Source organism: Qipengyuania sp. ABI-127-1, from assembly GCA_022953095.1.
Taxonomy (GTDB): Bacteria; Pseudomonadota; Alphaproteobacteria; order Sphingomonadales; family Sphingomonadaceae; genus Qipengyuania.
The window spans coordinates 371,638-395,815 of sequence record JALJCR010000003.1 but is presented as its reverse complement, the minus strand read 5'-3'; the positions used below and the strand labels follow the sequence as shown (position 1 = coordinate 395,815).

Here is a 24,178-nt window from a genome sequence, read left to right as displayed (position 1 = left end):
GTTCCCGAGGATGTCTTGGGAAGGCGCGCACATAGCGATTTTGCGACCGAATGCAAGCGATTCGCCCCTATTGTCGGTGGCTGCAAGGGGCGGGTTTCTTCCTCCCTTACCGGCCTCGACGCAAGCCGTCCTGCAGGCGGCTCACGACGTTTTCCTCTTGAGAACAACAAAATAGACCCTCGCGTCTATCGCTTTGACCGGACTGTGCTAGGAGTGCCCTTCCTAAGGGGAGCGCGCATGCAGAACTTTGTCGATATCTGGCAATATATGCCCCACGGCATGTGCCTGCTGTGGCAACCGTGGCTGGTTTTCCTGTGGGCCGGCAGCGATCTGCTGATCTTCCTGTCCTATACGGCAATCCCGGTGGCGCTGCTCACGGTGCTGCGCAGGCGCAAGGACATTCCCTATTCGGGACTGGTTGTTTTGTTCGCCAGTTTCATCCTGCTGTGCGGGCTGACCCATATGATGGGAATCGCAACCCTGTGGTACCCGATCTATCCCTGGGTCGGTTTGCTGAAACTGGCGACCGGATTTGTCTCCGCCGCTACCGCCATCGTGCTGTTCCGCCTGATTCCGATCCTGGTTTCCCTGCCCTCCCCTGCCCAGCTCGCCGAAGCCAACCGGAAACTCCAGGCCGAAGCACGGGCGCATGAGGAAACGCTAGCGAAGCTGGAAGACCTGGTGGCAGCGCGAACCGAGGAGCTTCATGCCGCCAATGCCAAGCTTGCGGTGCAGACGCGCGAAGCCGTCCACCGCAGCGGCAATCTGCTATCGGTCGTCACTTCGCTCACGAGGCAGACGGCACACGGCCACGAGCGGACCGAAGAGTTCGTCGAAGCACTGCTCGGTCGCATACAGTCCCTGGCGAGGGCAACCTCGACCGTGCTTCGGGGCGACGACAACCAGTCCGGAGATCTGGCGACGATCATCCGCCAGCAGCTCGATCCGCTCTTGCTGGCCTATGGCGAACAGGTTGTCATCGACGGGCCGGACACGCAGATCGTCAGCGAAGCGGCACAGCAAATTTCGCTCGCAATCCACGAACTGGCGACCAACGCCCAGAAATACAGCCTTCCCGGCACCCCCGAAGCCCGGGTCGATATCTCCTGGGACATCACCGGCTCGAACCGAGACCAACTCTTCACGCTCGTATGGCGCGAGACCGTAACCCTTGAAGACGAACCCGGCGGAAAGACGCTTGCCGAAGGCGGCTTTGGAACCAAACTGCTGACCCGCATCGTGCCGCAAATGCTGCGGGGCGAAGCGTCGCGTTCCTATACCGATGACGGACTCGAATATCGTCTAGAAGTGCCCGCCTCGGCCGTGCTCTCCAATCCTCAGGATGCGGATAGCGTTGCTCTCGCTGCCCGCCTCGTCGACGAGACCTTCGAATAGGTGTAGCTGGCGCGCGCGCCTCTCCGGTCGGACCGGGTTTGTTCCTTGTCGATGATGATTCGCTCGTCGCCCGATGGGCGTGTATTGCATCGAGAATGAGCAGATGTGTCCCGACGATTGCTCTTTCGGCTTTGCTGTGCATTGCCACGGCCGCCTCTGCGCAGGTGGAACCCGCTCCGCAATCGCCGGAACCCGCCAATACGCGACTACCCGCCATTCCGTCAGCCGAATTCGACGAAACGCTGGCTATCGGCGGCGAAGAAATAGACGCGCGCAAACTGCGCAGCCGGATGACGGTAGACGTCATGGTCAATGGCACCGGGCCGCACAAATTCGTCGTCGACAGCGGGGCCGACACATCGGTGGTCGGCGAACGGCTTGCCGGGAAACTGGCCATGCCCCCAGTCGAGCCGACGATGCTGCACGGGGTGACGGAGAGTAAGATGGTCGACCGCGTCTTCGTCGACGAACTCGTACTTGGTCCGACTGCGACGACCGATCTGGAACTACCGGTGCTCGACGAACGGGACCTTGGCGGCGATGGCATGATCGGCCTGGACGCCCTGGTCGAACAGCGCCTCCTCATCGATTTCGAGAAACGGCACATCAGCGTGGACGATGGTTTCACCCCGGCTCCGCTGGTAGGCGGCGTGATTATCGTCAAGGGGCGTCTTCAGAGCGGCCAACTGATCCTGACCGAAGTCAAGGCAGGCCGTGTATCGGTCGACGCAGTGGTCGATACCGGGTCCGAAATCACCATCGGCAATACGGCGCTGCGCGAGCGTTTGACGCTCAGGCGCAAGGACAAGCTCCAAAAGATCACCGTTTATGGCGTTACTGGGAAGGCTTTGGATCTGGATTTCATGGTGATCCAGGAACTCAAGCTCGGGCCAGTCGCCCTGCGCAACGTACCAATCGCTTTCGCCGACATTCCGCCTTTCGAAGTCTTCGGCCTCCAGGACGAACCCTCGCTCCTGCTCGGCACCGATCTTATGGAGAATTTCCGCCGGGTTTCGCTGGATTTCAAGGACCGCAAAGTCCGGTTTCAACTCAAGAAATGCCAGCGATCGCTGCTTCGCCTGCGGACCACCACTGTTGCCTCGCGAATTCGGGCTACCGATGAGCGAGCCTGTTCGCGCTGAGCCCGGTTCTTCGCGGGCTATGTACCAGATGGGACATTCAGGCGGAAAGAGGGCGCCTGTAATCGTCACGAACCTTTTGGAATCAAGGGATCGTGACCATGAAACATCAAATTCTCATCGCCGCCGGATTGGCCGTTGCCGCCACCGGAATCGCCACCACTCCCGTTAGCGCGGGTCCGTTCGACAAACTCAAGAAGGCCGTCAAGAAGGTCGAGAAAGCGGCAGAAGATGCCAACACCGCCGTCGAGGTGGTCGAAGAAACCCGCCGCACCAAGGGCCGCAACGTCGTGGGTGCGGCCGCTGCCGTGGCTGGCGGGCGCAATGCAGCCATCGCCACCGGCGTCGCGGCAAGCGCCGCCAGTCGCAGCGGTTGCGACGCGACCGGCGGGACCGGTCGTTGCACCGCCAAGCGTCCGGGATATGCGGGCCGCGCCCCGACACCTTCGGCCAAGTTCACTTCGATGACCAAATGCGCCGGGCTGCCGATCAGCAATGCCTTTGTCGGCAAGTTCGGCGATTATACCTTCCAGCAGGGCCTCTCGCAGGAGAAGCGCGGCGGCATCATCGACCGCGAGCCGGTCAGCGCCAGCAATGGCTGTATCATGCCCTCGATGGCTTCGGGCGATGTGCTTTACATGGAAGTGCCCGCCAATCGGTGGGCCTCGATGAAGGGTGGCTGGAAAATGCAGTGCATCGAGATGGACACCGGCCAGAATGCCAATCCCGCAGCCTTCCCCCGGTGGAGCAATATCGCCGGCAAGGACATCATGCTGCACACCGGCAATTCGCTGGGCTACGAACCGACCGCCAGCGGCAGCAATTCCGACCGCTCGCGCGCCTGGGACAACGATCTCAAGCGTCGCGGCAAACACATGCTCGGTTTCAACATGCCCGACCTACACAATGACAAGGGCACCGACTTCTATTGCCAGTATTACAATGTCGCTTCGGGCGAGAGTGTCGCTGCCTTCGCCTATCGCCGCGGCGCCACGAGGCGCTGAACCACGCGGCCGACGCGGCCCGCACCCGTCCTAGGTCCCAATCAGGTAATTGCGGGCCGCGTCATCCCTTTCTCCAGGGCGACCCGAGTGACCGGTTCCGATCGGTCCCCCTGAACAGCCACATCCGCACGGCGCGAGGGCTTCCCAAAACGCCATGCGGCACGGTGGCCGACTGACAGGCGGGGGCGGTCCCGAACCGTTCCCGCTTTTTTCTTGGAAAAGCAAAGCGCAACCGCAATACACAGCCGGTGAATGACGCAGAATGGGAAGCGGCTGGCGAATTGGACGATGTGTTTCGCAACCGGCTGATACGCGAAGCCTATGAGGTCGTGGCCGACCCGGAGCACCTTTTCGACCTGCAACTCCAGGTGGCGAAGGCAGCCGATAAGGGCAGTGACGCCCCCCAGATACTGGCCCCGCACATCGAACAGGTCGGCGAGATATTCGATCGGGTGCATTTCGCGGACGACTCCGATTTTGCCGGGTTATCCCTAGGGCCGCCAAGCGGAAAGCACGGCCTCGACAATGCCATCGCTTTTACCATCGATAGCTCCTTGCGCTTGGTCGATGGTGGCCAGGACCCCTCATGGGTCCCCGGTGACACGCTGCCGGATTTCGCGACCGGCTTCGATGCCGATCGGCGCCAGCGGCTCAGGCAATTCGTCGAAGGACGGGATTCCCGGCAATCGATGATCCTGCGCATCCAGCGAACGCCGGAAGACGAACGCGGCGTTCCGATGGTCGCCACGGTTCGCGAAAAAGAGGGCCGGCGGTTGATCGACCTGCGCCGCCTGAGCCTATCATGGGTCGATCCCGTCGCGACCGAATTCGCCATTGCAATGGGCCTGAGCACAGCGGAAAGTGAATTGATGCGCTATCTGGTCGAAGGCCGGAGCCTGACCGATTTCGCTGCCGATCGCGACCGTTCCATCGGTACCGCACGCAATCAGCTCAAGGCGACCATGCGCAAGCTGGGCGTGGCTTCGCAGAGCGAGCTGGTCGCGCTCTATGCAGGGTTTTCGGAAGCGTGGCGGCTGCGTCAGATGGGTCCGACCGGTGGCCTGAAAAGCGGAAGCATCCGCCAACCGGCAGCGGTTCTGGCCGATGGCAGCGAAATGCCTTTCGAACGATGCGGGGTGCGGGGCGGGACGCCGGTGCTTATGCTCCATGGTGCTATCGAAGGTCCCATCCTCATCCCCGATCTCGAACAGCGAGCGAAGACGGAAGCGTTCGATCTCGTCATTCCGTGGATGCCGTTCTACACCGCGCGAGAAGCGTCCGAAGACGTGGTGACCGGGGTCGATCAGTTCGCCCGCCGAGCGGGAATGCTCCTCGATGCGCTGGGTATCGAACGATGCGTCGTCCTGGCGACGAGCTTTTCGTCAGCCTACGGATTGGCGGTGCGGGCCCATCTCGGGGACCGTATATCGGGCGTGGTGCTGACCGGATCGCCCATTCCCATGCGAGACGGAAGGGACACTGCCACACGCAATCCCCTGTGGCGCGCACCGCTGCTGCTGGCACGCACGAGCCCGGCCTTCCTCCAACTGCTGGTGCGCGCCGTCGTGCGCCTGTCCATGCGCGGCGAGACCTATCGCTATTTCGACCGGTTGCTCGAGAAAAGCCCCCTGGACCGCGAAACGCTGCGCAGGCCCGACGTGCAGGCAGCGGTACGGAGAGCTTTTGTTTCGCGTCCCGACCGTGCCGCGCGGGGGATGACGATGGGGCTGCTGCTGATCCTGCAGGACTGGTCACGCTGGCTCGATGCACAAGGCGCGCCGGTGCGTGTGCTGGTCGGCGAAGAGGACACGATTCACGATTTTCCCACGCAACTCGCCCATTGCAACGCGCATGGCTTCGAGGCGATCGGACCGATAGCGGGTGCTGGCGGGTTCACATTGTTTCAGCGTCCGGGACTGGTGCTGGATCACTTGCGTCAGTTGTCGCCGGTCGTCGGCGCGTGAAACAGGCAGCGGCGGTCAGAACCAGAACCGCACACCCACGACGACGCTGGTAACCGAGGGATCTTCGCCTTCGAGACGCGCGAAATCGGCGCTGTCGCCGAGCTTCCATTCCTGCTCGATTCCGATGTAGGGCGCGAATTCGGGCGCGAGTTCGTAGCGCAGGCGCAGCCCCGCCTCGAAATGGTCGATCCCCGCGCCCACACCCAGCTCCGGAATGTCCTGCGCCGATAGCGCCAGTTCCATGCGCGGCTGGAGAATCAGGCTTTGCGTAATCCGCTGATCGAGTTCGGCCTCGATCCGCGCGGTAATATCGCCCTTGTTCGACACGAAGGCCGCGGCATCCACTTCGAAGAGATAGGGGGCGAGGCCCTGTACTCCGATCACCGCATGGGTTCGGTCGGGACCGGTAAGGTCCTGCCGGACGCCTGCCTGCAAGTCGAACCACGGGCCGATGGCGTGCGACCACAGCGCCTGCACTTCCGCATCCTCGAGCGGGCCGCTCACTTCGCCCTCGCCCTCCGTCTTGACCCAAAGCTTGTCGATATCGCCGCCATACCAGCCCTGCATGTCCCACAGGAAACCGTCATGTCCTTCGCGGCTGCGCAGTTCGAGCCGGTCGCCCTGAACCCAGAACAGCGTCATTCCCCCGTTTTCGCGCGCCAGAGCCTCACGGCTTTCGCGCATCGCCTCGGCACCCCAGATCGCGTCGGCCGCGCGGGGCGGCCCGCTACCGGCGGCCGCCGGTGGCGGTGCCTCGGGGGGCTCGGGAATATCAAGCTTGAGGCCCTGCAAAACCGGACCGCCCGAGGTCGCGGCAGCGGCACCGTGATCCATCTGAGAATGGTCCATCGTCGAGTGGTCGGTCGGCTTTTCGCCTTCGGGCTGGCCATGCCCTTCGTGCTGCGCAAGGGCGGGCACGGGAACAGCGACGATTGCAAGCGCGATCACTGTCCTCATGCCGCGCCCTCCGGCGAGGCGACAGTGACCACCTGAAACATGCCTGCATGCATGTGATAGAGCAGGTGGCAGTGAAAGGCCCAGTCGCCCGGCTCGTCCATCGTCACGTCGAAAGTCGCACTGCCGCCCGGCTGTACGATGACTGTGTGTTTCTGCGGCTGGTGCATCCGATCCGCGCCATTGACCAGTTCGAAGAAATGGCCGTGCAAATGAATAGGGTGCGCCATCATCGTATCGTTGACCAGCTTGACCCGCACACGCTCGTTGAAGGCAAAGCGGATCGGCCGGTCGGCAACCGCGTTGTATTTTGTCCCGTCGAACGACCACATATAGCGTTCCATATTGCCGGTGAGATGGATTTCCATCGACCGGCTGGGGCTGCGCGGATCGTCATTTGGCTCTAGCGCCGCGAGATCTTTGTAGGTGAGCACCCTGTGGCCAACCTTGTCGAGCCCCAGGCCTGGATCGCCCATGCGGTCGACCGGGTCGGCGCTGACCATATCGAGACCGGGGCCGACCTTGACGTCGGTCGGCAGCTTGGATGTGTCGCGCATGTTCATCGCGCCGTGGTCCATCTCGCCCATCGGCATATCATGACCCATCGCGGCATGGTCCATGCCGGAATGGTCCATCCCGCCGTGTCCCATGTCTTTCATCGTCAGCAGAACCGGATCGCGCAAAGGCGGAACCGGCGCGCGGGCGCCGGGACGCGAGGCAAGCGTTGCCACCGCCATGCCCGAGCGGTCCATCGCCTCGGCAACGATCGTGTGGGCCTCGCCCGTCGGCTCGACAACGATGTCATAGGTTTCCGCCGTGCCGATCTGGAATTCGTCCACCTCGACCGGACGAACGTTCTTCCCGTCGGCCTGTACCACCGTCATCCGCGTACCTGGGATGCGCAGGTTGAAGAAGCTCATCGCACTGCCGTTTATGACGCGCAGGCGCACGCGTTCACCGGGCTTGAACAGATATTCGAGACCGTCCGAAGGTGCATGGCCGTTGGCGAGATAGGTGTAGGTCGAACCGGTCACATCGGCGATGTCGGTGGGCATCATCCGCATACCCGCCCACATCCTGCGATCCGCACCACTCAGCGGATAATCGTCGGTCCAGCTCGTCTTCTGGCGGTTGAAATATTCCTCGCCTTTCTTGAGCTTGGCCATGATCGTATGGGGGTGCAGCGGGGTGAATTCACTCAGCATCAGCACATAGTCGCGATCTGCCTCGACCGGATCGGTTCCCGCAGGGTCGACGATCAGCGGGCCGTAATGCCCGGCCTGTTCCTGCAGGCCGGAGTGGCTGTGCCACCAATATGTGCCGGCCTGCCGCAACGCGGGGATCTCGTAGACAAAGGTCTCGCCTGGCTTGATACCCGGAAAACTGACGCCGGGCACGCCATCGAACTGGAACGGCAGCAACAAGCCATGCCAGTGGATCGACGTATCTTCAGCCAGGTGATTGGCAACCCGCAGCGTAACCGGCTCGCCTTCCCTGAGGCGGACAAGCGGCCCCGGAATGCTGCCATTGACCGCAAAGGCATGACCGCGCCGACCGGCGACTGCAACCGGCCCTTCACCGACCGCAAGATCGATGACGCGGCCCGATACTTCGTCAAAGCCCTGGCGGATCGGGCCATGCGACACCCCGCGCGCCCACGCGGGCATGGCCGCGAGACCGCCAATGGCAACTGCACTTCTGATGAGCGATCTGCGGGTTGTATTGATCGAAACTTGCATCTGGCTTGCCATTTCTCCGTTTCGGGCGCAGTATACCCCCACAGGGTATCTTTCAAGCGAGAGTTCCGATGGCCGAAAAATCAGCACAGGCACGTATCGTCGATCGCCTTCGCAGGGTCGAAGGGCAGGTGCGCGGGGTTACACAGATGGTCGAGGACGATCGGTATTGCATCGATATCCTGCATCAATTGCAGGCGGTGAAATCGGCGCTCGCCCGTGCCGAGGACGAAATCCTCAAGAAACACGCCTCGCATTGCGTGGCCGAAGCGATTGCCTCGGGAGATACGCGCGAACAGCACACCAAGGTCGAGGAGCTGGTCAACCTTTTCGCGAAGGCCAAGCGATAGTCTGCGGCCCGGTTTTCCGCGGCCCGGTTTGGCGAAAGGAGCAATGCTGAATCGAAAAGGCCCCACCGGGCATATCCCGGCGGGGCCTTTCGAAAGCCTGTAGTCGAAGCCTTACTTGACCAGTTCGACCTGTTCGAAATCGAGTTCGACCGGGGTAGCGCGGCCGAAGATCGAGACCGAGACCTTGACCTTCTGCTTGTCGAAATCGAGTTCTTCCACAAGGCCGTTGAAGCTTGCGAACGGGCCGTCCAGCACCTTGACCTGATCGCCGATCTCGTAATCGACGCTGATTTCCTTCTTCGGCGCCGCGCGGGCTTCTTCCACACCGCCGAAATAGCGCGCCGCTTCCTTTTCGGAAATCGGCTGCGGCTTGTTGTTGGTACCCAGGAAGCCGGTCACCTTCGGCGTGTTCTTGACGAGGTGATAGACGTCATCGGTCATGTTCAGCTTGGCGAGCACGTAACCGGGCATGAACTTACGCTCGACCTGGACCTTCTTGCCGCGCTTCACTTCGGTTACGGTTTCGGTCGGAACTTCGACTTCCTCGACACCCTCGGAAAGGCCCAGCCGTTCGGCTTCGGCGATAATTGCGTCGCGAACCTTGTTCTCGAAACCGGAATAGGCGTGGATGATGTACCAGCGTGCCATGTTTTCTCTATTATCCTGTCGAAATGCGGCTCAGGCCAGAAACATCAGGCCAGCGTCAGCAGCCAGCGCACCACGGCGCTGAAAAGCGAGTCGATGCCAAGGAAGAAAAGCGAAAGGATGACGGTCATGATGAACACGAAGATCGCCGTGCGCACCGTTTCCTCGCGCGTCGGCCATACGACCTTGCGCCCTTCGGCCTGCACCTGGCGAAGGAATTCCGCCGGGCTGGTTTTCTTTTCGTCTGCCATCGTTCACGTCTCTCGCGTAAAAATCGTGCCGCCTTCCGCCACGTCCCTTTCAGGTAGGGTCTCTCGCCGCCCCGGTTCAAGTCCGGGAGGGGCTTTTCTCGATTCCCAATGTCGGAAGACACAGCCGCACTAGTCCCGCGAACCCGAAAAGGCAAGCGGTGGACTCGCGCGAATCTCCTCTTTGCAAGTGTGTTGCCCGCGACTAGCCTACGCGCTTTCCGGTCAAGGGACGCATGAGGGGAATTTACGCGATGGCAACAAGCCAGGCACCGAGTCTGGGCGAGCGGCTGATTCAGCCGGTCACCAATCTATCCGATTTCATTTGGGGCGGGACATGGAACGGGGTGGAAGTGCTCCCCTTCCCACCCATGACCATCATCCTGCTGGGCATTGGCCTGTGGATCATGGTGGGGCTCAAATTCTACCCCATCATCAAACTCGGCAGCGCCTTCAAGAACCTCTTCGCCGGTCGCAAGAGCCAGGGCGAAGGCGAAATTTCCCCTTTCGCGGCACTGTCTACAGCATTGTCCGGTCAGGTCGGGACGGGCAACCTAGCCGGTGTCGCGACCGCTATCGCGCTGGGCGGTCCCGGGGCGATTTTCTGGATGTGGGTTACGGCCCTGTTCGGCATGGCGCTGGCCTTCGCCGAAGGCTCGCTTGCCATCCGCTACCGCGAGCGTACGAGTGATGGCGTGCTGCGCGGCGGGCCGATGACCTACATCATGATGGGCCTGGGCAAGAAATGGACCTGGCTCGCCGTGGTTTTCTGCCTCGGCACGCTGTTTTCCGCGCTGGTAACGGGTAACTCGATTCAGGCGAATGCCGTGGCGGACGGCCTCAACGAACTGTTCGGCATCGAGGAATGGCTCGGCGGGCTGATCGTCGCGATCCTCGTTTTCATCGTCATCATCGGCGGCATCAAGTCGATCGGCAATGTTGCCGAGAAAATCGTGCCCTTCATGGCGGCCACCTACATCGTCATGGCGGTCATCGCGCTGATTCTGAATTTCGGCGATCTGGGTGAAACCTTCGGCCTGATTTTCCACGGGGCTTTCAACCCGCAGGCGGCCAGCGGCGGCTTCGTGGGGGCGGCGATCATCCTCGCGATCCGTGCTGGCGTTGCACGGGGCCTGTTCTCCAACGAAGCCGGCCAGGGCTCGACCGCCATCGCCCATGCCGTCGCGCAGACCGACGATCCCGAAACGCAGGGCCGCATGGCCATGCTCGGGACCTTCATCGACACGATCGTAATCTGCACCATGACCGCGCTGGTCATCCTTACCGTGCGCGGCGATTTCACGGCAGGCGGCGAAGCCGTGGCCCACGCGTGGCAATCCGATCGCGTCGGTTTCGAAATGACCAGCGGCGCTTTCGCGGCGGCCTTCCCGGTCGAGATTGCCTCGGTTCCGATCGGTACGCTAGTGGCCTCGATCGCACTGATCCTGTTCGTCTTCACCACCTTGTTGACATGGAGCTATTACGGCGAACGGGCGATCACCTTCCTGTACGACCGTGTGAAAGGCTCCAGCCGTTCGGGCGAGAAAAAGCTGCATATGGCTTGGCGCGTATTGTGGTGCGTGGTCATCTTCCTTGGCGCGGCACAGCCGAGCGAGCTGGTCTGGCGACTGGGCGACATCTCCAATGCCGCCATGGCCCTGCCGAACCTTCTCGCCCTTGCCCTACTCAGCGGGGTGGTATTCAAGCTGGCGCAGGGCCAGAAAGACGCGGGGCCGACACATACGGCCGACACCCCCGAAGAGCCCGAAGAATACTGAAACCGGGCCGATACCAAAGAATTGGGGCCGGAGGTCGATATGACCTCCGGCCCCGTCCATTTGCGACTGAACCCTCAGCGTAGCCCGAACAGACGAGCCAGGAAGCCCGGCTGTTCCATCGGCTGGATCTTGCCGTGCATCCGATAGCGCAGCGAACTGTCGCTATAAGGCTTCGGCTGCACCCAGCCATCGGGGCGGCTGCTGCGGAAGGACAAACTCGACATGGCGTACCTCCATGAAACTTCTGCCCTCCGTCCTGATGAGTAAAAACACTAGGGTGCGCGAGAGGTTCCCGGCCCGCTTGTCCCGCCACGGCTCCAGACCAGCGCCAGCAGTACCAGCGCGGCGAACGGCATAAGGTTGATCCCCAGGGGAAAGGCCAATGCGCGGGTGGCGTAGGGCGCGAAATAGAGCACCGCAAGCGCCAGCTTTTCGTAGGGGCGAAAACCGTGCTCCAGCCCCTGCATGACCAACCAGAGCGTCGGGAAGATCAGAAAAGGCAGATCGTAGCTGAAGAGATAGGGCGAGGCGAGCGCGGTCGCGGCGAGCACCGCGGCCCCCGATGCACGCGCATCGCCCCCGAAGCGGCGGGAAGCAAGCAGGGCCGCCGCGCAAGCCGCCAGTCCGGATATGACACCCAGCACCAGACCCGCGATGTCGCCTCCCAATAGACGTGCCTGGGAATAGAACGTTGTCATGCGCAGCAGGAAATCGGGATTGATACCATCCAGCAGGGCACCGCTCGCGCGCCAGCTTGTGGTATAGGCCGCGATGGTTTCGCTGCCGAAAGCAGCCCACGAGATTGCGATCAGAGCCAATGCGGTGCCTCCGGCGCCTATGAAAGCGCGCCATTTGCCCCCCGCACCGAACCAAAACGGCGCCAGCACTGCGAGATGCGGTTTTATCACCAAGGCACCGATTGCCGCCCCCGATACCGCCTGGCGTTTGCCCAGTTCATGCGCGGCCAGCACCAGCAAGGCGCCTGTCAGGAGGCCGGTCTGGGCGTGGCCCGCCGCGATCAGCGCGCCGGGATAGGCAATAACGAGGGGCCAGAGGCGGGGAAACGCACGAATGCCGGCCCAGGCCCACAAGCCCCAGGTAACCACCACCCAGGCGGTCCAGGCGAGCGGAAAAGGTAGAGTAGCAAAGGGCGTAACGGCAAGCAGGAAGGGCGGCGGATTGACGAAGGCGAACCATCCCTCGCTCCCCGTCGCCGTCTGGATGCGCTCTTGCAGCGCAAGGTCGTAGGCGGCGGCCGGATCGCCTCCCACCACGGCTCGACCTGCCCCCCAGAAGGCGAGGAAATCGGTGCCCGCAGGTGCCATTGCGTTCATATAGGAGATGGCCAGCACCCCGAGGCTGACGAGCGCGAGGAGCAGCGCATACCCCCGCACCCGCTCGCGCGTCAGCCAGTCGGCATTGCGTAGCCAATCCATCGCGCCTGCCCCTTCACCACACAAGGTTGCAACGCAATTAGCGCGCCGGTGGAGAGCTAGCCAGATCGGGCGGGTGGCAATCCCCGCCCGTGCTGCGGCCTACCCGGCCTTGGAAGCGATCCAGCGGTCGATCTTGGCCTCCAGCACCGGCAGCGGAAGGCTGCCCGTATCGAGCACCTGGGCGTGGAATTCGCGAATGTCGAAACCGGCGCCAAGCCGTTCTTCGACTTTCTTCCGCAATTCCTGGATCTTCAGCGCGCCGACCTTATAGGCGAGCGCCTGGCTCGGGATCGCGATATAGCGCTCTACCTCGGCCACCACCTCGGTCTCGGTCATGCCCGAATTTTCCAGCATGAAGTCGATCGCCTGCTGGCGGGTCCAGCCCTTGGCGTGGAGGCCGGTATCGACCACCAGCCGCATGGCGCGAAGTTGTTCGTCTTGCAGCGTGCCATAGCGGTTCCAGGGATCGGCGAAGAAGCCCATCTCGTAGCCCAGCGTTTCCGAATAGAGCGCCCAGCCCTCGACATAGGCAGTGTTGCCCCCGAAGCGCATGAAGGCAGGCAGATCCTCGTTTTCCTGCGCCAAGCTGATCTGGAAATGATGACCCGGCGCGCCTTCGTGGAGGTAGAGGGTGACGTTGCCGGTCGTCAGGCGGCTGGGCAAGTCATATGCATTGAAATAGAACGTACCCGGGCGCGAGGCATCTGGCGGACCCGACTGATAGGAACCTCCAGCCTGGAATTGTTCGATCGATTCGTCATAGGGCTTGATCTCGAGCTGGGCCTTGGGAATTACCGAGAAATACTGGCCGATCTTTGCATCGACCTCTTTCCCGATATCGTAATAGCTCTGGGTTAGCGCCTCACGGCTTTCCGGCTTGAACCGAGCATCGGTACGCACGTAGTCGAAAAATTCGTTGAGCGTGCCGACAAAGCCGACTTCGGCCTTGATCTCTTCTAGCCCATTTTTGATCCGCGCCACTTCGTTAAGGCCAAGATTGTGCAGGTATTCGGCAGTCAGCGGCAGCGTGGTGGTCTGTTCGATCATGTGGGCGTAGAGCTTCTCGCCACCCTTCATCTGACTCAGACCGACGCTCTCGCGCGCTACCGGCAGATATTCATTGCGCAGGAAATCGCGCAGCAACGCATGGGTGGCGTAGAGCTCGCTAGTCTTGGCTTCATAGGCCGCCGTCAGCCGCGCCTTGTCCGCGGCAGAGATACTCTCGGGAAAGTTCTTCACCGGTTTCATGAACATTGAATCCGCCAGCGGAACCGCCAATAGCGTATCGAGCTGCTTTACGACGCGGTCGATGGTCAGCCTGGTTTCGACCACCCCCGATTCCATACCGTCGCGCGATCGTGCGATCGCCCGGTGGGTGATGGCGATATAGTCGTCATGACGGCTGAGGTTGTCCTCGTAATTGGCGATCGTCTCGAACTGCGCCGCGCTATCGCCACTGGCGAAGTTCGGGTAAAAGGTGTGGAAGCCGGCGAAATGGTTGATCGGTCGCGTTTCGGTCAGTTCGCGCATCTCGTCGCTCTGACCCCTGAGCGTGGATTCCTGTTGATATTTGAACACGTCATAGGCGAGTTGATCGGTTTCGCTCAGCTTCGCCCGGTCGATCTGCGCAAGCAGCGCGAGATTGAGCTGGGTATCGGTCCGCGCGGCAAGAAACATCGAGTCAGTGAAATAGTCGCCGAGGCGATCGGCGTTGGTGTCGTCGCCGCGGAACAAGCGACCGATCGGGTTGAGCGCGAGGCTGCGCGCGTCGGATTCGGCGAAAAGGGTAAACAGCTTGTCATGCTCGCTCGCCTCGGATGCGGATTGGGTCGCCTCCTTGCTATCGCGCGCCAATGCGGGACCGGCGGCAAGGATAAGCGAGAGGGCGGCGCCCGAGGCGAGCGCGTGGCGTGCGAATTTCATGGATATTCCCCTGACATCTGTATTGCCCATGCAATACAGAACCGCGGATGCGGCACAACCATGCCGTCCGACGACCGTGCGATTCCCATCGACGGGCGGCTTCGTTCAGGCGAGCCGCATCATGCCCGCAACGGCAAGCGCCAGCCCGGCCATCAGTGTGAAGAGCGGCCATAGCCGATGCAAAGCGGCGAGATTTTTCAGCCAGAAGTGGAAATAGATGTCGCTCATCGCCATGACGACAAGCGCCTCGGCCATCATCAATCCGCCGATCGTCTTCACGATCATGGCCAGCAGATCGCCCTGAATCCACGGGTTGAGGAGAAAGATGGCCGCCCCGACGGAGAGCTCGCAAAACCCGCTGATGAGCTGGAGCGCGGGCGAACCGTCGATCTCGTCGACCATCTGGCGCCACAGACCGGGCTGGCGCAATGCGCCGATAGCGACGGCGATACAGAACAGGCCGAGCAACGCGGCGCTCCAGGCGGTGGGATCGAACGCGTCCATCTTTTGTCTCAGGCGGGGATCGCCTGCTCCTTTTTCTTCGTGCCTATCGATCGTTCGCCGGAATAGACGAACTCGGGCGCGTCATAGGAAATCTGGGGGATCTCCTCACGCTCGCGCCAGTAATCCTGATTGTGTCGCCACTCGGATTTGTCGCCGCGCCGAGGCATCGCATCGAGCCCGCGCATCAGATATCCGGGGTTGAAATTCTCCGCCTCGATCCAGGGCAGAATGTCCATTTCCTGGTCCTCTGGCCGAAACTGCACTTCGACACGGTCGACGCCCCTGTCCCGCATGTGGTTGAGCATCCCGCAAACGAAATCGCCCATCATGTCGACGCGCAAGGTCCAGCTCGCGCGGAAATAGCCCATCACCCATGCCATGTTCGGAACGCCGGTGAACATCATCCCGCGGTAGGTTACCGTGTCCGACCAATCAACACGTTCGCCATCGACCGTGAACGGAATGCCGCCCATGACCAGCAGGTTGAACCCGGTACAGGCAACGATAAGGTCTGCTTCGATCTCCTCGCCCGAAGAGGTCGTGACACCGGTCTCGGTAAAGCGCTCGATCGTATCGGTCACCACGGTCAGATTGCCATCGACCGCCGCCCTGAAGACATCGCCGTCCGGGCAGAATGCCAGGCGCTGCTGCCAGACCCGGTATTTCGGTGTGAAATGCGGTTCGAACTCGAAATCGGGCTTGCCGGTGAAGGCGCGCACCAGTTCCTTGAGTTCCTCGAACACAACATCGGGCTCTTTCTGGCAGCGACGGGTAAGCTGATCCTGATCGTACATGATCTGCTGGCGCACGATGCGGTGCACGGTCGGCTCGTCGACACCGATTTCGCGCAGACGGTCGGCCAGTTCGTTCTTGTTTTCGCTGCAGAAGAAATAGGTCGGCGAGCGCTGCAACATAGTCACATGCGCGGCCTTTTCGGCAAAGGCCGGAACCACGGTGGCCGCGGTAGCACCCGATCCGATCACGAGGATCCGCTTGCCTTCGTAATCGTAATCCGGGTCCCATTCCTGCGCGTGGACGAAATCACCCTGGAAGTTGCCGAGCCCCTTTTCCTGCCACTCGGGCGGGAGATAGGGGTTTTCGTGATCGTAATAGCCTTGGCACATCCACAGAAAATTGCAGGTGAAGGTCAGTTCGGCACCGTCTTCCAGCCGGGTCGCCGTGACGGTCCAGAGGCCGGTATCGCGCGCATAGGCACAGGATGTGATGCGGTGGCCGTAGCGGATATGCTCGCCGATGCCGTTCTCCTCGATCACCTCGCCCATATATTTGAGGATCTCCCCGGCACTGGCGATCGGCGCGCCGACCCAGGGCTTGAAGCGATAACCGAAGGTGTAGAGATCGCTGTCGGACCGCACGCCGGGATATTTGTGCGTATCCCAGGTGCCCCCGAACGTGTCTTTCATCTCCAGGATGGCGTAACGCGCCCAAGGGCACTGCTCCTGCAAGTGATAGGCAGAGCCAATCCCCGAAATTCCAGCCCCCACGATCAGCACGTCCACATGGATCGCCGTATCGCTCTCTATATTGCCGACAATGTTCATCAACCTCTCCTCTCTCGCGCGAAACCATCGCATGAGAGAGAAGATCGATGCATTGATCCGTATCAAAAGGCAGAACGGTCCCAGGTTAGAAGGTGTAGCCGATCCCGAGGGCGCCCATCCATTGATCCGCATCACCGCGAATGGACGTAAAGGGGGTCTGCTTGGCATCGCCCAGCAGGCGCGAGTAACCGCCAAGCACCACCAGTGCGAGACCGCCATCGGCGAGATTGCCGTTGAGATCGATCCCGGCGAGCAGGTTCACCCCGACGCTGTCCCAACCCCCTTCGGCCTGAAATTGCGGCAATGCCCCGCCAGCAGGGACGGAATAATAATATCGCGCATAATCGTCGTCGACATAGCTGCCGCCGGCAGAAAGCGAGATTGCCATGCCGCGGCTGAGCGGCGTGAAATATGTCGCCATGGGCCTGACAACGACGCCGTCATGGGCGCCTGCAACGTCCCACAGAGTATCGACATTGAAACTGAGACTGTCGAAGCGGTTCATCACGCCGGGAAAGCTGATCCCGACACTGGGGCCGACCTCGAAAGCCGTGTCGAGTTCGCCATAGCTCAAAACCACCGTGTCTTCGATCTGAGTTGCACGATTGCGATTGAGGCGCGCCGCGATCCCGGCCGAGATTTTCGCTCCTTCGCTCTGGTCGTTGACGAAATCCAGGGCTGCCCCGCCCGCTCGCGGATTGATGCGCACGCCGCCGATTTTCCCCTGCACGATGGGAATCGGGCTGAAAACATAGTCGTCAGAACCGTTGTAGCTTGCCGAATAGACAGCTCCCACGCCAATGGAAAACCAGTCGCCATCGAACACCGTTTCCTCTTCGGCGGGCAGGTTCTCGACATTTTGTGCATGCAGGGGCGCAGCACCCAGCAGCGCCAGCAAGCCGGTGGCGGCGAGCATCGATTTCATAAGTATATCCTTGGATTTCCCTGTTTGTCGTCCAACACTTGTAACAATGTCATGTTCCCGCCTTTGTTGCCATATCGAATGCGGCGAAACTCGGCTGCACTAGGTCCAGGGCGGGAACTACGCGATTGCCGCAACCGCACTTCATCCCTAAGCCCTGACCACGATGAACGGGCGCACGATCGATATGGCCATCGTGGGCGGTGGGCTGGCAGGCGGGCTGGCCGCGCTGGCCGTCAGCAAGGGCCATCCCCAGATGCGGATCGCCCTGGTGGAAGCGGGCGATGCCTTTGGCGGGAATCACCGGTGGAGCTGGTTCACCAGCGATCTCGACGATGATGGCGCTGCCCTGCTGGCCCCATTCGCAAAGACCGAATGGGATGCCGGATACGATGTCTTCTTTCCGGGCCATGAGCGCCGCCTCGGCTCGACCTATCGATCGCTTGCAAGCCGCGATTTCGACGCCACTTTGCGCCGCGAACTGCCGCAGGGTGCGATCCTTACCAATTCGCGCGCCGTCGAACTGACGCCGGATGGTATCACACTTGAAAACGGCGCGAGCCTGGCCGCCCCGGTCGTGGTCGATTGCCGCGATTTCGAACCTTCCGCGCATCTGCACGGCGGTTGGCAGGTCTTCATGGGACGGCATCTGCGGACGGACACCCCGCATGGGCTTGCCTGTCCGATCGTGATGGATGCGCGGGTAAAGCAGCATGACGCGTACCGGTTCGTCTATACTTTGCCGCTGACCGCGAATGAGCTTTTCGTAGAGGACACCTATTACGCCGATGCCCCCGTGCTCGATCGCGATGTGCTGTCGGAACGGATCGATCGCTATTGCCAGGAAATGGGGTGGCGGGGAAACATTCTTGGCGGGGAAACCGGAATCCTGCCGGTAATCACGGGCGGCGACTTTACCGCATACCGCCGCGGCCTGGGCCAAGCTGGCATAGTCCGCGCCGGGGCACGCGGCGGCTTCACGCATCCGCTGACCAGTTACACTCTGCCCTTCGCCGTTGCCAATGCCCTGGCGCTGGCCCGCGTGGCGGAGAGGCCGGGACCCCAGATCGCCGCGCTGTTCCAAAAGCGCGCCCACGATCACTGGCGCGCCACCCGCTTCTATCGCCGGCTGGGACGGATGTTGTTCGATGCCGCGAAGCCGGGGGAACGATATCGCGTGTTCGAACGCTTCTATCGCCTGCGCGAACCGCTGGTCGAACGCTTCTATGCCGGGCGTCCAACGCTCGCGGACAAGCTGCGCATCCTGTCGGGCAAACCGCCCGTAGCTGTTACAGCCGCAATCCGGGCGCTGCTTGGCAAGGGCAACCCGCTCGTTCATGAAAGGTCGCAATGAACGCCGAACTCAACACCCCCACCGCCGCAGGTTCCGGCGAACAGCCCGTCGATCCCGTCGCCACGGGCAAGACCGCCTGCGTGATCGGCGCCGGTTTCGGCGGTCTCGCGCTGGCCATCCGGCTGCAATCTGCCGGTATCCAGACTACCGTGGTCGAAGCGCGCGACAAACCCGGCGGTCGGGCCTATTTCTGGGAACAGGACGGGTTCACCTTCGATGCCGGGCCGACGGTCATCACCGATCCCGACTGCCTGAAGGAATTGTGGGCGCTTACCGGACACGACATTGCCGAAGACGTCGATCTGATGCCGGTAATGCCGTTTTACCGCCTGCACTGGCCCGACGGCACCCAGTTCGACTATTCGAACGACGAGGAACAGCTTTTCCGCGAAATCGCGCAGCTCAACCCCGCCGATGTCGCGGGCTATCAGCGCTTCCTCGAATATTCCGAAGCCGTCTACGAAGAAGGCTATGTCAAGCTCGGCCATGTCCCGTTTCTCGATTTCAAGTCGATGATCAAGGCCGCGCCTGCGCTGGCCAAACAGCAGGCCTGGCGCAGCGTCTATTCGATGGTTTCGAGCTATGTCGAGAACGAGAAACTGCGCGAAGCGCTGAGCTTCCATACGCTGCTCGTCGGCGGCAATCCGATGAAGACCAGCAGCATTTACGCGCTGATCCACAAGCTGGAAAAGGATGGCGGCGTATGGTGGGCAAAGGGCGGCACCAACCGCCTGATCGCCGGCATGGTCAAGCATTTCGAGCGGATCGGCGGGACCGTGCGGCTGCACGATCCGGTGGTCCACATTCACACGCTGGGCAAGCATGTGACCGAGGTGGAAACCCATTCGGGCTGGCGCAAACGCTTCGATGCGATCGCCAGCAATGCCGACATCATGCACAGCTACAAGGACCTGCTTTCAGGATCGAAGCGCGGCGCAGATTACGCCCGCAGCCTGTCGCGCAAAAGCTTCAGCCCCAGCCTGTTCGTGGTCCATTTCGGGATCGAGGGGACTTGGCCGGGCATCCCGCACCACATGATCCTGTTCGGACCACGCTACAAAGGCCTGCTCGAAGATATTTACGATCACGGCGTGCTGCCGCAGGATTTCTCGATTTATCTCCACCACCCGACGGTGAGCGACGCCAGCATGGCGCCCGAGGGTATGAGCACCTTCTACGCGCTGGTGCCCGTGGCCCATATGGGCAAGCTGGCGGTCGATTGGGAGGAGATGGGTCCGCTGCTCGAGAAACGCATCCTCGATGAACTCGAGCGGCGCCTGATCCCCGATATCCATTCGCGGATCGTGACCAAGTTCCACTACGCGCCGCGCGATTTTGCGATGGACCTCAACGCCCACATGGGCAGCGCCTTCAGTCTGGAGCCGGTGCTGACGCAGAGCGCCTGGTTCCGCGGGCACAATCGCGACGATGTGCTTGACAATTTCTACCTCGTCGGTGCTGGGACGCATCCCGGCGCCGGTATTCCCGGCGTGGTAGGCAGCGCCAAGGCGACTGCGGGACTTATGTTGGAGGATTTGGCGGTATGAGCCGCGACATGAAACGACTTGCCATCTATTGCGGATCGGCTTCGCCGGATGACCCGCGCTATATTCAACTCGCCTACGATGTCGGCAAGGGTCTTGCCCAAAACGGGATCGGTGTCGTCTACGGTGGCGGGCGGCTGGGGCTGATGGGCGCCACCGCGCGCGGCGCACTGGAAGCGGGCGGCGAGGTGATCGGCGTCATTCCCGATGCGCTGGCTCATTCCGAAGTCGCCAATCACGATTGTACCGAGCTTTACACCGTCGGCGGCATGCACGAGCGCAAGCAGCGCTTCACCGACTTGTCCGATGGGTTCATAACCATTCCCGGCGGCGTCGGCACCATGGACGAGTTGTGGGAGGCCATGAGCTGGGCACAATTGGGCTATCACAACAACCCGGTCGGCCTGCTCAACGCTTTCGGCTTCTATGACGAATTGATCGCCTTCAACCGCAAGATGGCCAGTGTAGGGTTCGTCCGCCCCGTCCACCAGGGCATTCTGGTCCACGATACCAGTCTAGCAGGGCTGCTCGACCGGATGGCCGCCTATCAGCCGCACACCCCGATCTTCCAGATGAAGGCGGACGACCTCTGAACAAGCCCCGCCCTCTCGCCCCGTCGCGCTATTTGCGGCCCACCCCGGCCAGGGCCGGCGGCGGGCGGGACCGGGCTATGCTGGTCGAGAAATCGCTCGATTCGATCGAGCAGGGCTCGCACAGCTTCGCCGCCGCCTCGAAATTGTTCGACAAGGCCACGCGCGAACGCAGTTGGCTGCTCTATGCCTGGTGCCGCCGCTGCGATGATATCGCGGACAATCAGGATAAGGGCGGTCCGCTGGGCGACCAGGGCACACCCAAGGATGCGGAGGACCGGGTGCAGGCGCTGCGCGTGCTGACCAAGCGCGCCTTCGAGGAACAACCGACCGCCGATGCGGCCTTCGATGCGTTCGGTCTCGTCGCCCACGAATGCGGTCTGACGCTGGAAGAAGCGAACGACGTCATCGCCGGTTTCGCGCTGGACGCCACGCGCTGGAGCCCCACGACCGAACAGGACATGATGCGGTATTGCTATCACGTCGCCGGGGCGGTCGGCATTATGATGGCCCGGATCATGGGCGTGCCGCGGGACGATGGCGAAACGCTCGATCGGGCGTGCGATCTGGGGTTGGCCTTCCAGATCGCCAATATCGCGCGCGATATCGTGGAAGATGCGCAGGCCGGGCGCTGCTATCTGCCCAAGGTCTGGCTCGACGAGATGGGCTGGGAACAGGGCGAGCATGCGCTACCCGAAAACCGTTTCAAGCTCGCCAGCCTGATGCCCCGCATGATCGCGCTGATGGAAAAGCACGAAGCCGCTTCCAAACTCGGCGCGAAACGGCTGCGGTTCCGCCAGCGCTGGGCGGTGCTCGCCGCCGCGCGCATCTATGGGGCGATCGGGCGCAAGGTCCTCACGCGCGGGCAGGTCGCATGGGACACACGCACACGGGTAAGTGGGCCGGAAAAGCTGTGGCACATCGCCGCCGCTTTCGGCGAGGCGGTCTGGAACCGCCCCAGCGGCCCGCAAGAGCCGATCATCTGGAGCCGCCACGATTTCCGGCCCGTCGCCGGGTGGTAGCTGCAAGACTCCGCTCGTATCGAGCGGGGCGCGAAAGCGCGCAGTCGAGATACTGGCTGCCAATGTGTTTCGACTACGCTCGACACGAACGGTTTTCTTTTCGCGCTCGGCGGACTAACCCGCCCACATGATCCAGAAGCTCCTTATCGCCAATCGCGGCGAAATCGCCTGCCGCATCATCCGCACCGCGCGCGAGATGGGGATCGCCACCGTCGCGGTCTATTCGGATGCCGACGCCAAGGCGCTCCACGTGCGCGGCGCCGACGAGGCAGTGCATATCGGTCCCTCCCCCGCCGCGGAGAGCTATCTGGTAGGCGAGAAGATCATCGCCGCGGCCAAGCAGACCGGCGCCGAAGCGATCCATCCCGGCTACGGGTTCCTATCGGAGAATGCGGGCTTCGCGCAGGCAGTCATCGACGCTGGCCTCATTTGGGTCGGCCCGAAGCCGTCGAGTATCGAGGCGATGGGCCTGAAGGACGCCGCCAAGAAGCTGATGCGAGAGGCGGGCGTACCCGTCACTCCAGGCTACGAGGGTGAGGACCAGTCGGTCGAGCGGCTGAAACAAGAGGCCGACGCCATCGGTTACCCGGTGCTGATCAAGGCGGTCGCCGGCGGCGGCGGCAAGGGCATGCGCAAGGTCGATGCGGCAGGAGACTTCGAGGCGAGCCTCGAAAGCTGCCGGCGCGAGGCCAAGGCCAGCTTCTCCAACGACGAAGTGCTGCTCGAAAAGTGGATCACCTCGCCCCGCCATATCGAGGTGCAGGTCTTCGGCGATAGCCACGGCAATGTCGTCCACCTGTTCGAACGCGACTGCTCGCTGCAACGGCGCCACCAGAAGGTGATCGAGGAAGCCCCCGCCCCCGGCATGGACGAGGCGACCCGCGAAGAAATCTGCGCCGCCGCCGTGCGCGCCGCCAAGGCGGTCGATTACGAGGGCGCAGGGACAATCGAGTTCATCGCCGACGCCAGCGAAGGCCTGCGCGCCGACCGCATCTTCTTCATGGAGATGAACACCCGGCTCCAGGTCGAGCACCCGGTGACCGAGGAAATCACCGGGGTCGATTTGGTCGAATGGCAGCTACGCGTCGCGGGCGGCGAGCCGATCCCGGCCACGCAGGACGAACTCTTCATCGACGGCCATTCGATCGAGGCGCGCCTCTATGCCGAAGACCCGACCGGAGGCTTCCTGCCTTCAACCGGACAGCTCGAACATTTCGACCTAGGCGTCGAAGGCCGGATCGAAACCGGAGTCGAGGAAGGCGATATGATCTCGCCCTACTATGACCCGATGGTCGCCAAACTCGTCGTCTGGGGCGAGACCCGCGCCGAGGCGATCGACCAGCTCGCCGATATCGCCGAAAGCGTCGAGATATGGCCGGTCAAGACCAACGCAGCCTTCATCGCCAATTGCCTGCGCGATGAGGATTTCGAGGAAGCCAATCTCGACACCAGCTTCATCGAATCCAAGATCGATGTGCTCGTGTCGTCCGACGAGGCGGATGCCGAGATCTGGCAGACCGCTGCCGACTTCGTCGCACTGGCCGAGACCGAGGAGCACGACGACCTGCCCATCGGTCTGCGCCTCAACGCGCCGGGCGTGCTCGACGCGGTGCTCACCCACAAGGGCGACACGCGCAGTATTCCTGCTGCACGTACGCATGCCGAAAGCCATGCAACCGGCTTCGTTGACCCCGAACGCACAGTTGTCTTCGCCTACGGTCAGAGCTTCGTCTTCGAACGCCAAGCGCGCGGTTCGGGTGGCGGAGCGGCGGGTGACGGCGCCATCCTTGCCCCAATGCCGGGCAAGGTCATCGCGGTCGATGTGGCCGAGGGCGATACCGTAACCACTGGCCAGCGTCTGATGGTGCTCGAGGCAATGAAGATGGAACACGCGCTCACCGCGCCGTTCGACGGGACCGTGACCGAGCTTTCCGCCAGCGAAGGCGGGCAAGTGCAAGTCGAGGCGGTGCTGGCGGTTGTGGAGCCCAAAGAAGAATAAGGCTTCACAAACCTCCCTGTCATTGCGAGCGTAGCGAAGCAATCCAGTCCCGCGCTGTCTGGATTGCCGCGTCGCCTGCGGCTCCTCGCAATGACGTGTGGGGAGAGAT

21 protein-coding genes are annotated in these 24,178 nt (G+C 62.1%); 11 read left to right on the top strand and 10 right to left on the bottom strand.

What is annotated here, in order from left to right; genetic code table 11:
- The first annotated feature begins 237 nt into the window (after positions 1-237).
- From MUY37_RS14540 to MUY37_RS14525, 4 genes are all read left to right on the top strand, one after another.
- Positions 238-1,395 carry a sensor histidine kinase gene (locus tag MUY37_RS14540; RefSeq protein WP_499196074.1) on the top strand — a complete coding sequence of 386 codons (1,158 nt, stop codon included), beginning with the start codon at positions 238-240 and terminating at the stop codon, positions 1,393-1,395.
- 95 nt (positions 1,396-1,490) lie between these two features.
- Positions 1,491-2,537 (top strand): retroviral-like aspartic protease family protein, encoded by a 1,047-nt coding sequence (locus MUY37_RS14535; protein WP_499196073.1) that lies wholly within the window; start codon positions 1,491-1,493, stop codon positions 2,535-2,537.
- A gap of 98 nt (positions 2,538-2,635) precedes the next feature.
- Entirely contained in the window at positions 2,636-3,538 is a 903-nt protein-coding gene (locus MUY37_RS14530; protein WP_499196072.1) for a hypothetical protein, read from the top strand.
- Positions 3,539-3,786: 248 nt separating this feature from the next.
- Positions 3,787-5,502, top strand: a complete 1,716-nt coding sequence (locus tag MUY37_RS14525) for a hypothetical protein (RefSeq protein WP_499196071.1) — start codon at positions 3,787-3,789, stop codon at positions 5,500-5,502.
- Between the two features lie 15 nt (positions 5,503-5,517).
- Here the strand turns inward: MUY37_RS14525 and MUY37_RS14520 are convergent, their stop codons facing one another.
- Both MUY37_RS14520 and MUY37_RS14515 read right to left on the bottom strand, forming a co-directional pair.
- A complete protein-coding gene (locus MUY37_RS14520; protein ID WP_499196070.1) occupies positions 5,518-6,459 on the bottom strand; it encodes a copper resistance protein B in 942 nt (313 codons plus the stop codon).
- Positions 6,456-8,195, bottom strand: coding sequence for a copper resistance system multicopper oxidase (locus MUY37_RS14515; protein ID WP_499196069.1), 1,740 nt, complete (start codon positions 8,193-8,195; stop codon positions 6,456-6,458). Before MUY37_RS14515 ends, MUY37_RS14520 begins: the two co-directional genes overlap by 4 nt.
- Before the next feature lie 68 nt (positions 8,196-8,263).
- On the opposite strand from MUY37_RS14515, the gene MUY37_RS14510 reads away from it, so the two are divergent.
- Positions 8,264-8,542, top strand: coding sequence for a metal-sensitive transcriptional regulator (locus MUY37_RS14510; protein WP_499196068.1), 279 nt, complete (start codon positions 8,264-8,266; stop codon positions 8,540-8,542).
- A gap of 111 nt (positions 8,543-8,653) precedes the next feature.
- Here the strand turns inward: MUY37_RS14510 and nusG are convergent, their stop codons facing one another.
- Both nusG and secE read right to left on the bottom strand, forming a co-directional pair.
- Positions 8,654-9,190 carry a transcription termination/antitermination protein NusG gene (gene nusG / locus MUY37_RS14505; protein ID WP_115415963.1) on the bottom strand — a complete coding sequence of 179 codons (537 nt, stop codon included), beginning with the start codon at positions 9,188-9,190 and terminating at the stop codon, positions 8,654-8,656.
- Positions 9,191-9,234: 44 nt separating this feature from the next.
- A complete protein-coding gene (secE, locus tag MUY37_RS14500; RefSeq protein WP_115415962.1) occupies positions 9,235-9,438 on the bottom strand; it encodes a preprotein translocase subunit SecE in 204 nt (67 codons plus the stop codon).
- A 251-nt stretch (positions 9,439-9,689) separates the two neighbouring features.
- Here secE and MUY37_RS14495 point away from each other — a divergent pair, with 251 nt between their 5' ends.
- Entirely contained in the window at positions 9,690-11,213 is a 1,524-nt protein-coding gene (locus tag MUY37_RS14495) for an alanine/glycine:cation symporter family protein (RefSeq protein WP_499196067.1), read from the top strand.
- A gap of 74 nt (positions 11,214-11,287) precedes the next feature.
- On the opposite strand, the gene MUY37_RS14490 is transcribed toward MUY37_RS14495, so the two are convergent.
- The 6 genes from MUY37_RS14490 to MUY37_RS14465 form a co-directional block, all read right to left on the bottom strand.
- Positions 11,288-11,437, bottom strand: coding sequence for a hypothetical protein (locus MUY37_RS14490; RefSeq protein WP_174223723.1), 150 nt, complete (start codon positions 11,435-11,437; stop codon positions 11,288-11,290).
- 48 nt (positions 11,438-11,485) lie between these two features.
- A complete protein-coding gene (locus MUY37_RS14485) occupies positions 11,486-12,649 on the bottom strand; it encodes a glycosyltransferase family 87 protein (protein ID WP_499196066.1) in 1,164 nt (387 codons plus the stop codon).
- Between the two features lie 99 nt (positions 12,650-12,748).
- Positions 12,749-14,572 (bottom strand): DUF885 domain-containing protein, encoded by a 1,824-nt coding sequence (locus tag MUY37_RS14480; RefSeq protein ID WP_499196065.1) that lies wholly within the window; start codon positions 14,570-14,572, stop codon positions 12,749-12,751.
- Positions 14,573-14,677: 105 nt separating this feature from the next.
- Entirely contained in the window at positions 14,678-15,076 is a 399-nt protein-coding gene (locus MUY37_RS14475) for a hypothetical protein (protein WP_499196064.1), read from the bottom strand.
- 8 nt (positions 15,077-15,084) lie between these two features.
- Positions 15,085-16,638 carry a flavin-containing monooxygenase gene (locus MUY37_RS14470; RefSeq protein WP_499196063.1) on the bottom strand — a complete coding sequence of 518 codons (1,554 nt, stop codon included), beginning with the start codon at positions 16,636-16,638 and terminating at the stop codon, positions 15,085-15,087.
- An 85-nt stretch (positions 16,639-16,723) separates the two neighbouring features.
- Complete coding sequence (locus MUY37_RS14465; protein WP_499196062.1) at positions 16,724-17,563, bottom strand: MipA/OmpV family protein; 840 nt, start codon at positions 17,561-17,563, stop codon at positions 16,724-16,726.
- Positions 17,564-17,726: 163 nt separating this feature from the next.
- Here MUY37_RS14465 and crtY point away from each other — a divergent pair, with 163 nt between their 5' ends.
- The 5 genes from crtY to MUY37_RS14440 all read left to right on the top strand — a co-directional run bounded on the left by crtY (position 17,727) and on the right by MUY37_RS14440 (position 24,069).
- A complete protein-coding gene (gene crtY, locus MUY37_RS14460) occupies positions 17,727-18,914 on the top strand; it encodes a lycopene beta-cyclase CrtY (protein ID WP_499196061.1) in 1,188 nt (395 codons plus the stop codon).
- The gene (locus MUY37_RS14455) at positions 18,911-20,461 is read left to right on the top strand and encodes a phytoene desaturase (protein WP_499196060.1); all 1,551 of its coding nucleotides are present in this window, start codon (positions 18,911-18,913) and stop codon (positions 20,459-20,461) included. The genes crtY and MUY37_RS14455 overlap by 4 nt, the downstream gene beginning before the upstream one ends.
- A gap of 8 nt (positions 20,462-20,469) precedes the next feature.
- The gene (locus MUY37_RS14450; protein ID WP_499196059.1) at positions 20,470-21,051 is read left to right on the top strand and encodes an LOG family protein; all 582 of its coding nucleotides are present in this window, start codon (positions 20,470-20,472) and stop codon (positions 21,049-21,051) included.
- 77 nt (positions 21,052-21,128) lie between these two features.
- Complete coding sequence (locus MUY37_RS14445; RefSeq protein ID WP_499196058.1) at positions 21,129-22,070, top strand: phytoene/squalene synthase family protein; 942 nt, start codon at positions 21,129-21,131, stop codon at positions 22,068-22,070.
- A gap of 127 nt (positions 22,071-22,197) precedes the next feature.
- On the top strand, positions 22,198-24,069 hold the full coding sequence (locus tag MUY37_RS14440; RefSeq protein WP_499196057.1) for an acetyl/propionyl/methylcrotonyl-CoA carboxylase subunit alpha: 1,872 nt from the start codon (positions 22,198-22,200) through the stop codon (positions 24,067-24,069).
- Positions 24,070-24,178 lie beyond the last annotated feature (109 nt).

Bases quoted from the DNA above. Each gene is read 5' to 3' on its own strand.
- MUY37_RS14455 (WP_499196060.1), top strand. From the start codon at position 18,911: ATGAACGCCGAACTCAACACCCCCACCGCCGCAGGTTCCGGCGAACAG.
- crtY (WP_499196061.1), top strand. From the start codon at position 17,727: ATGAACGGGCGCACGATCGATATGGCCATCGTGGGCGGTGGGCTGGCA.
- MUY37_RS14440 (WP_499196057.1), top strand. From the start codon at position 22,198: ATGATCCAGAAGCTCCTTATCGCCAATCGCGGCGAAATCGCCTGCCGC.
- MUY37_RS14540 (WP_499196074.1), top strand. From the start codon at position 238: ATGCAGAACTTTGTCGATATCTGGCAATATATGCCCCACGGCATGTGC.
- MUY37_RS14480 (WP_499196065.1), bottom strand. From the start codon at position 14,572: ATGAAATTCGCACGCCACGCGCTCGCCTCGGGCGCCGCCCTCTCGCTT.
- MUY37_RS14485 (WP_499196066.1), bottom strand. From the start codon at position 12,649: ATGGATTGGCTACGCAATGCCGACTGGCTGACGCGCGAGCGGGTGCGG.
- secE (WP_115415962.1), bottom strand. From the start codon at position 9,438: ATGGCAGACGAAAAGAAAACCAGCCCGGCGGAATTCCTTCGCCAGGTG.
- MUY37_RS14445 (WP_499196058.1), top strand. From the start codon at position 21,129: ATGCTGGTCGAGAAATCGCTCGATTCGATCGAGCAGGGCTCGCACAGC.
- nusG (WP_115415963.1), bottom strand. From the start codon at position 9,190: ATGGCACGCTGGTACATCATCCACGCCTATTCCGGTTTCGAGAACAAG.
- MUY37_RS14450 (WP_499196059.1), top strand. From the start codon at position 20,470: ATGAAACGACTTGCCATCTATTGCGGATCGGCTTCGCCGGATGACCCG.
- MUY37_RS14515 (WP_499196069.1), bottom strand. From the start codon at position 8,195: ATGCAAGTTTCGATCAATACAACCCGCAGATCGCTCATCAGAAGTGCA.
- MUY37_RS14530 (WP_499196072.1), top strand. From the start codon at position 2,636: ATGAAACATCAAATTCTCATCGCCGCCGGATTGGCCGTTGCCGCCACC.
- MUY37_RS14490 (WP_174223723.1), bottom strand. From the start codon at position 11,437: ATGTCGAGTTTGTCCTTCCGCAGCAGCCGCCCCGATGGCTGGGTGCAG.
- MUY37_RS14535 (WP_499196073.1), top strand. From the start codon at position 1,491: ATGAGCAGATGTGTCCCGACGATTGCTCTTTCGGCTTTGCTGTGCATT.
- MUY37_RS14475 (WP_499196064.1), bottom strand. From the start codon at position 15,076: ATGGACGCGTTCGATCCCACCGCCTGGAGCGCCGCGTTGCTCGGCCTG.
- MUY37_RS14520 (WP_499196070.1), bottom strand. From the start codon at position 6,459: ATGAGGACAGTGATCGCGCTTGCAATCGTCGCTGTTCCCGTGCCCGCC.
- MUY37_RS14470 (WP_499196063.1), bottom strand. From the start codon at position 16,638: ATGAACATTGTCGGCAATATAGAGAGCGATACGGCGATCCATGTGGAC.
- MUY37_RS14495 (WP_499196067.1), top strand. From the start codon at position 9,690: ATGGCAACAAGCCAGGCACCGAGTCTGGGCGAGCGGCTGATTCAGCCG.
- MUY37_RS14465 (WP_499196062.1), bottom strand. From the start codon at position 17,563: ATGAAATCGATGCTCGCCGCCACCGGCTTGCTGGCGCTGCTGGGTGCT.
- MUY37_RS14510 (WP_499196068.1), top strand. From the start codon at position 8,264: ATGGCCGAAAAATCAGCACAGGCACGTATCGTCGATCGCCTTCGCAGG.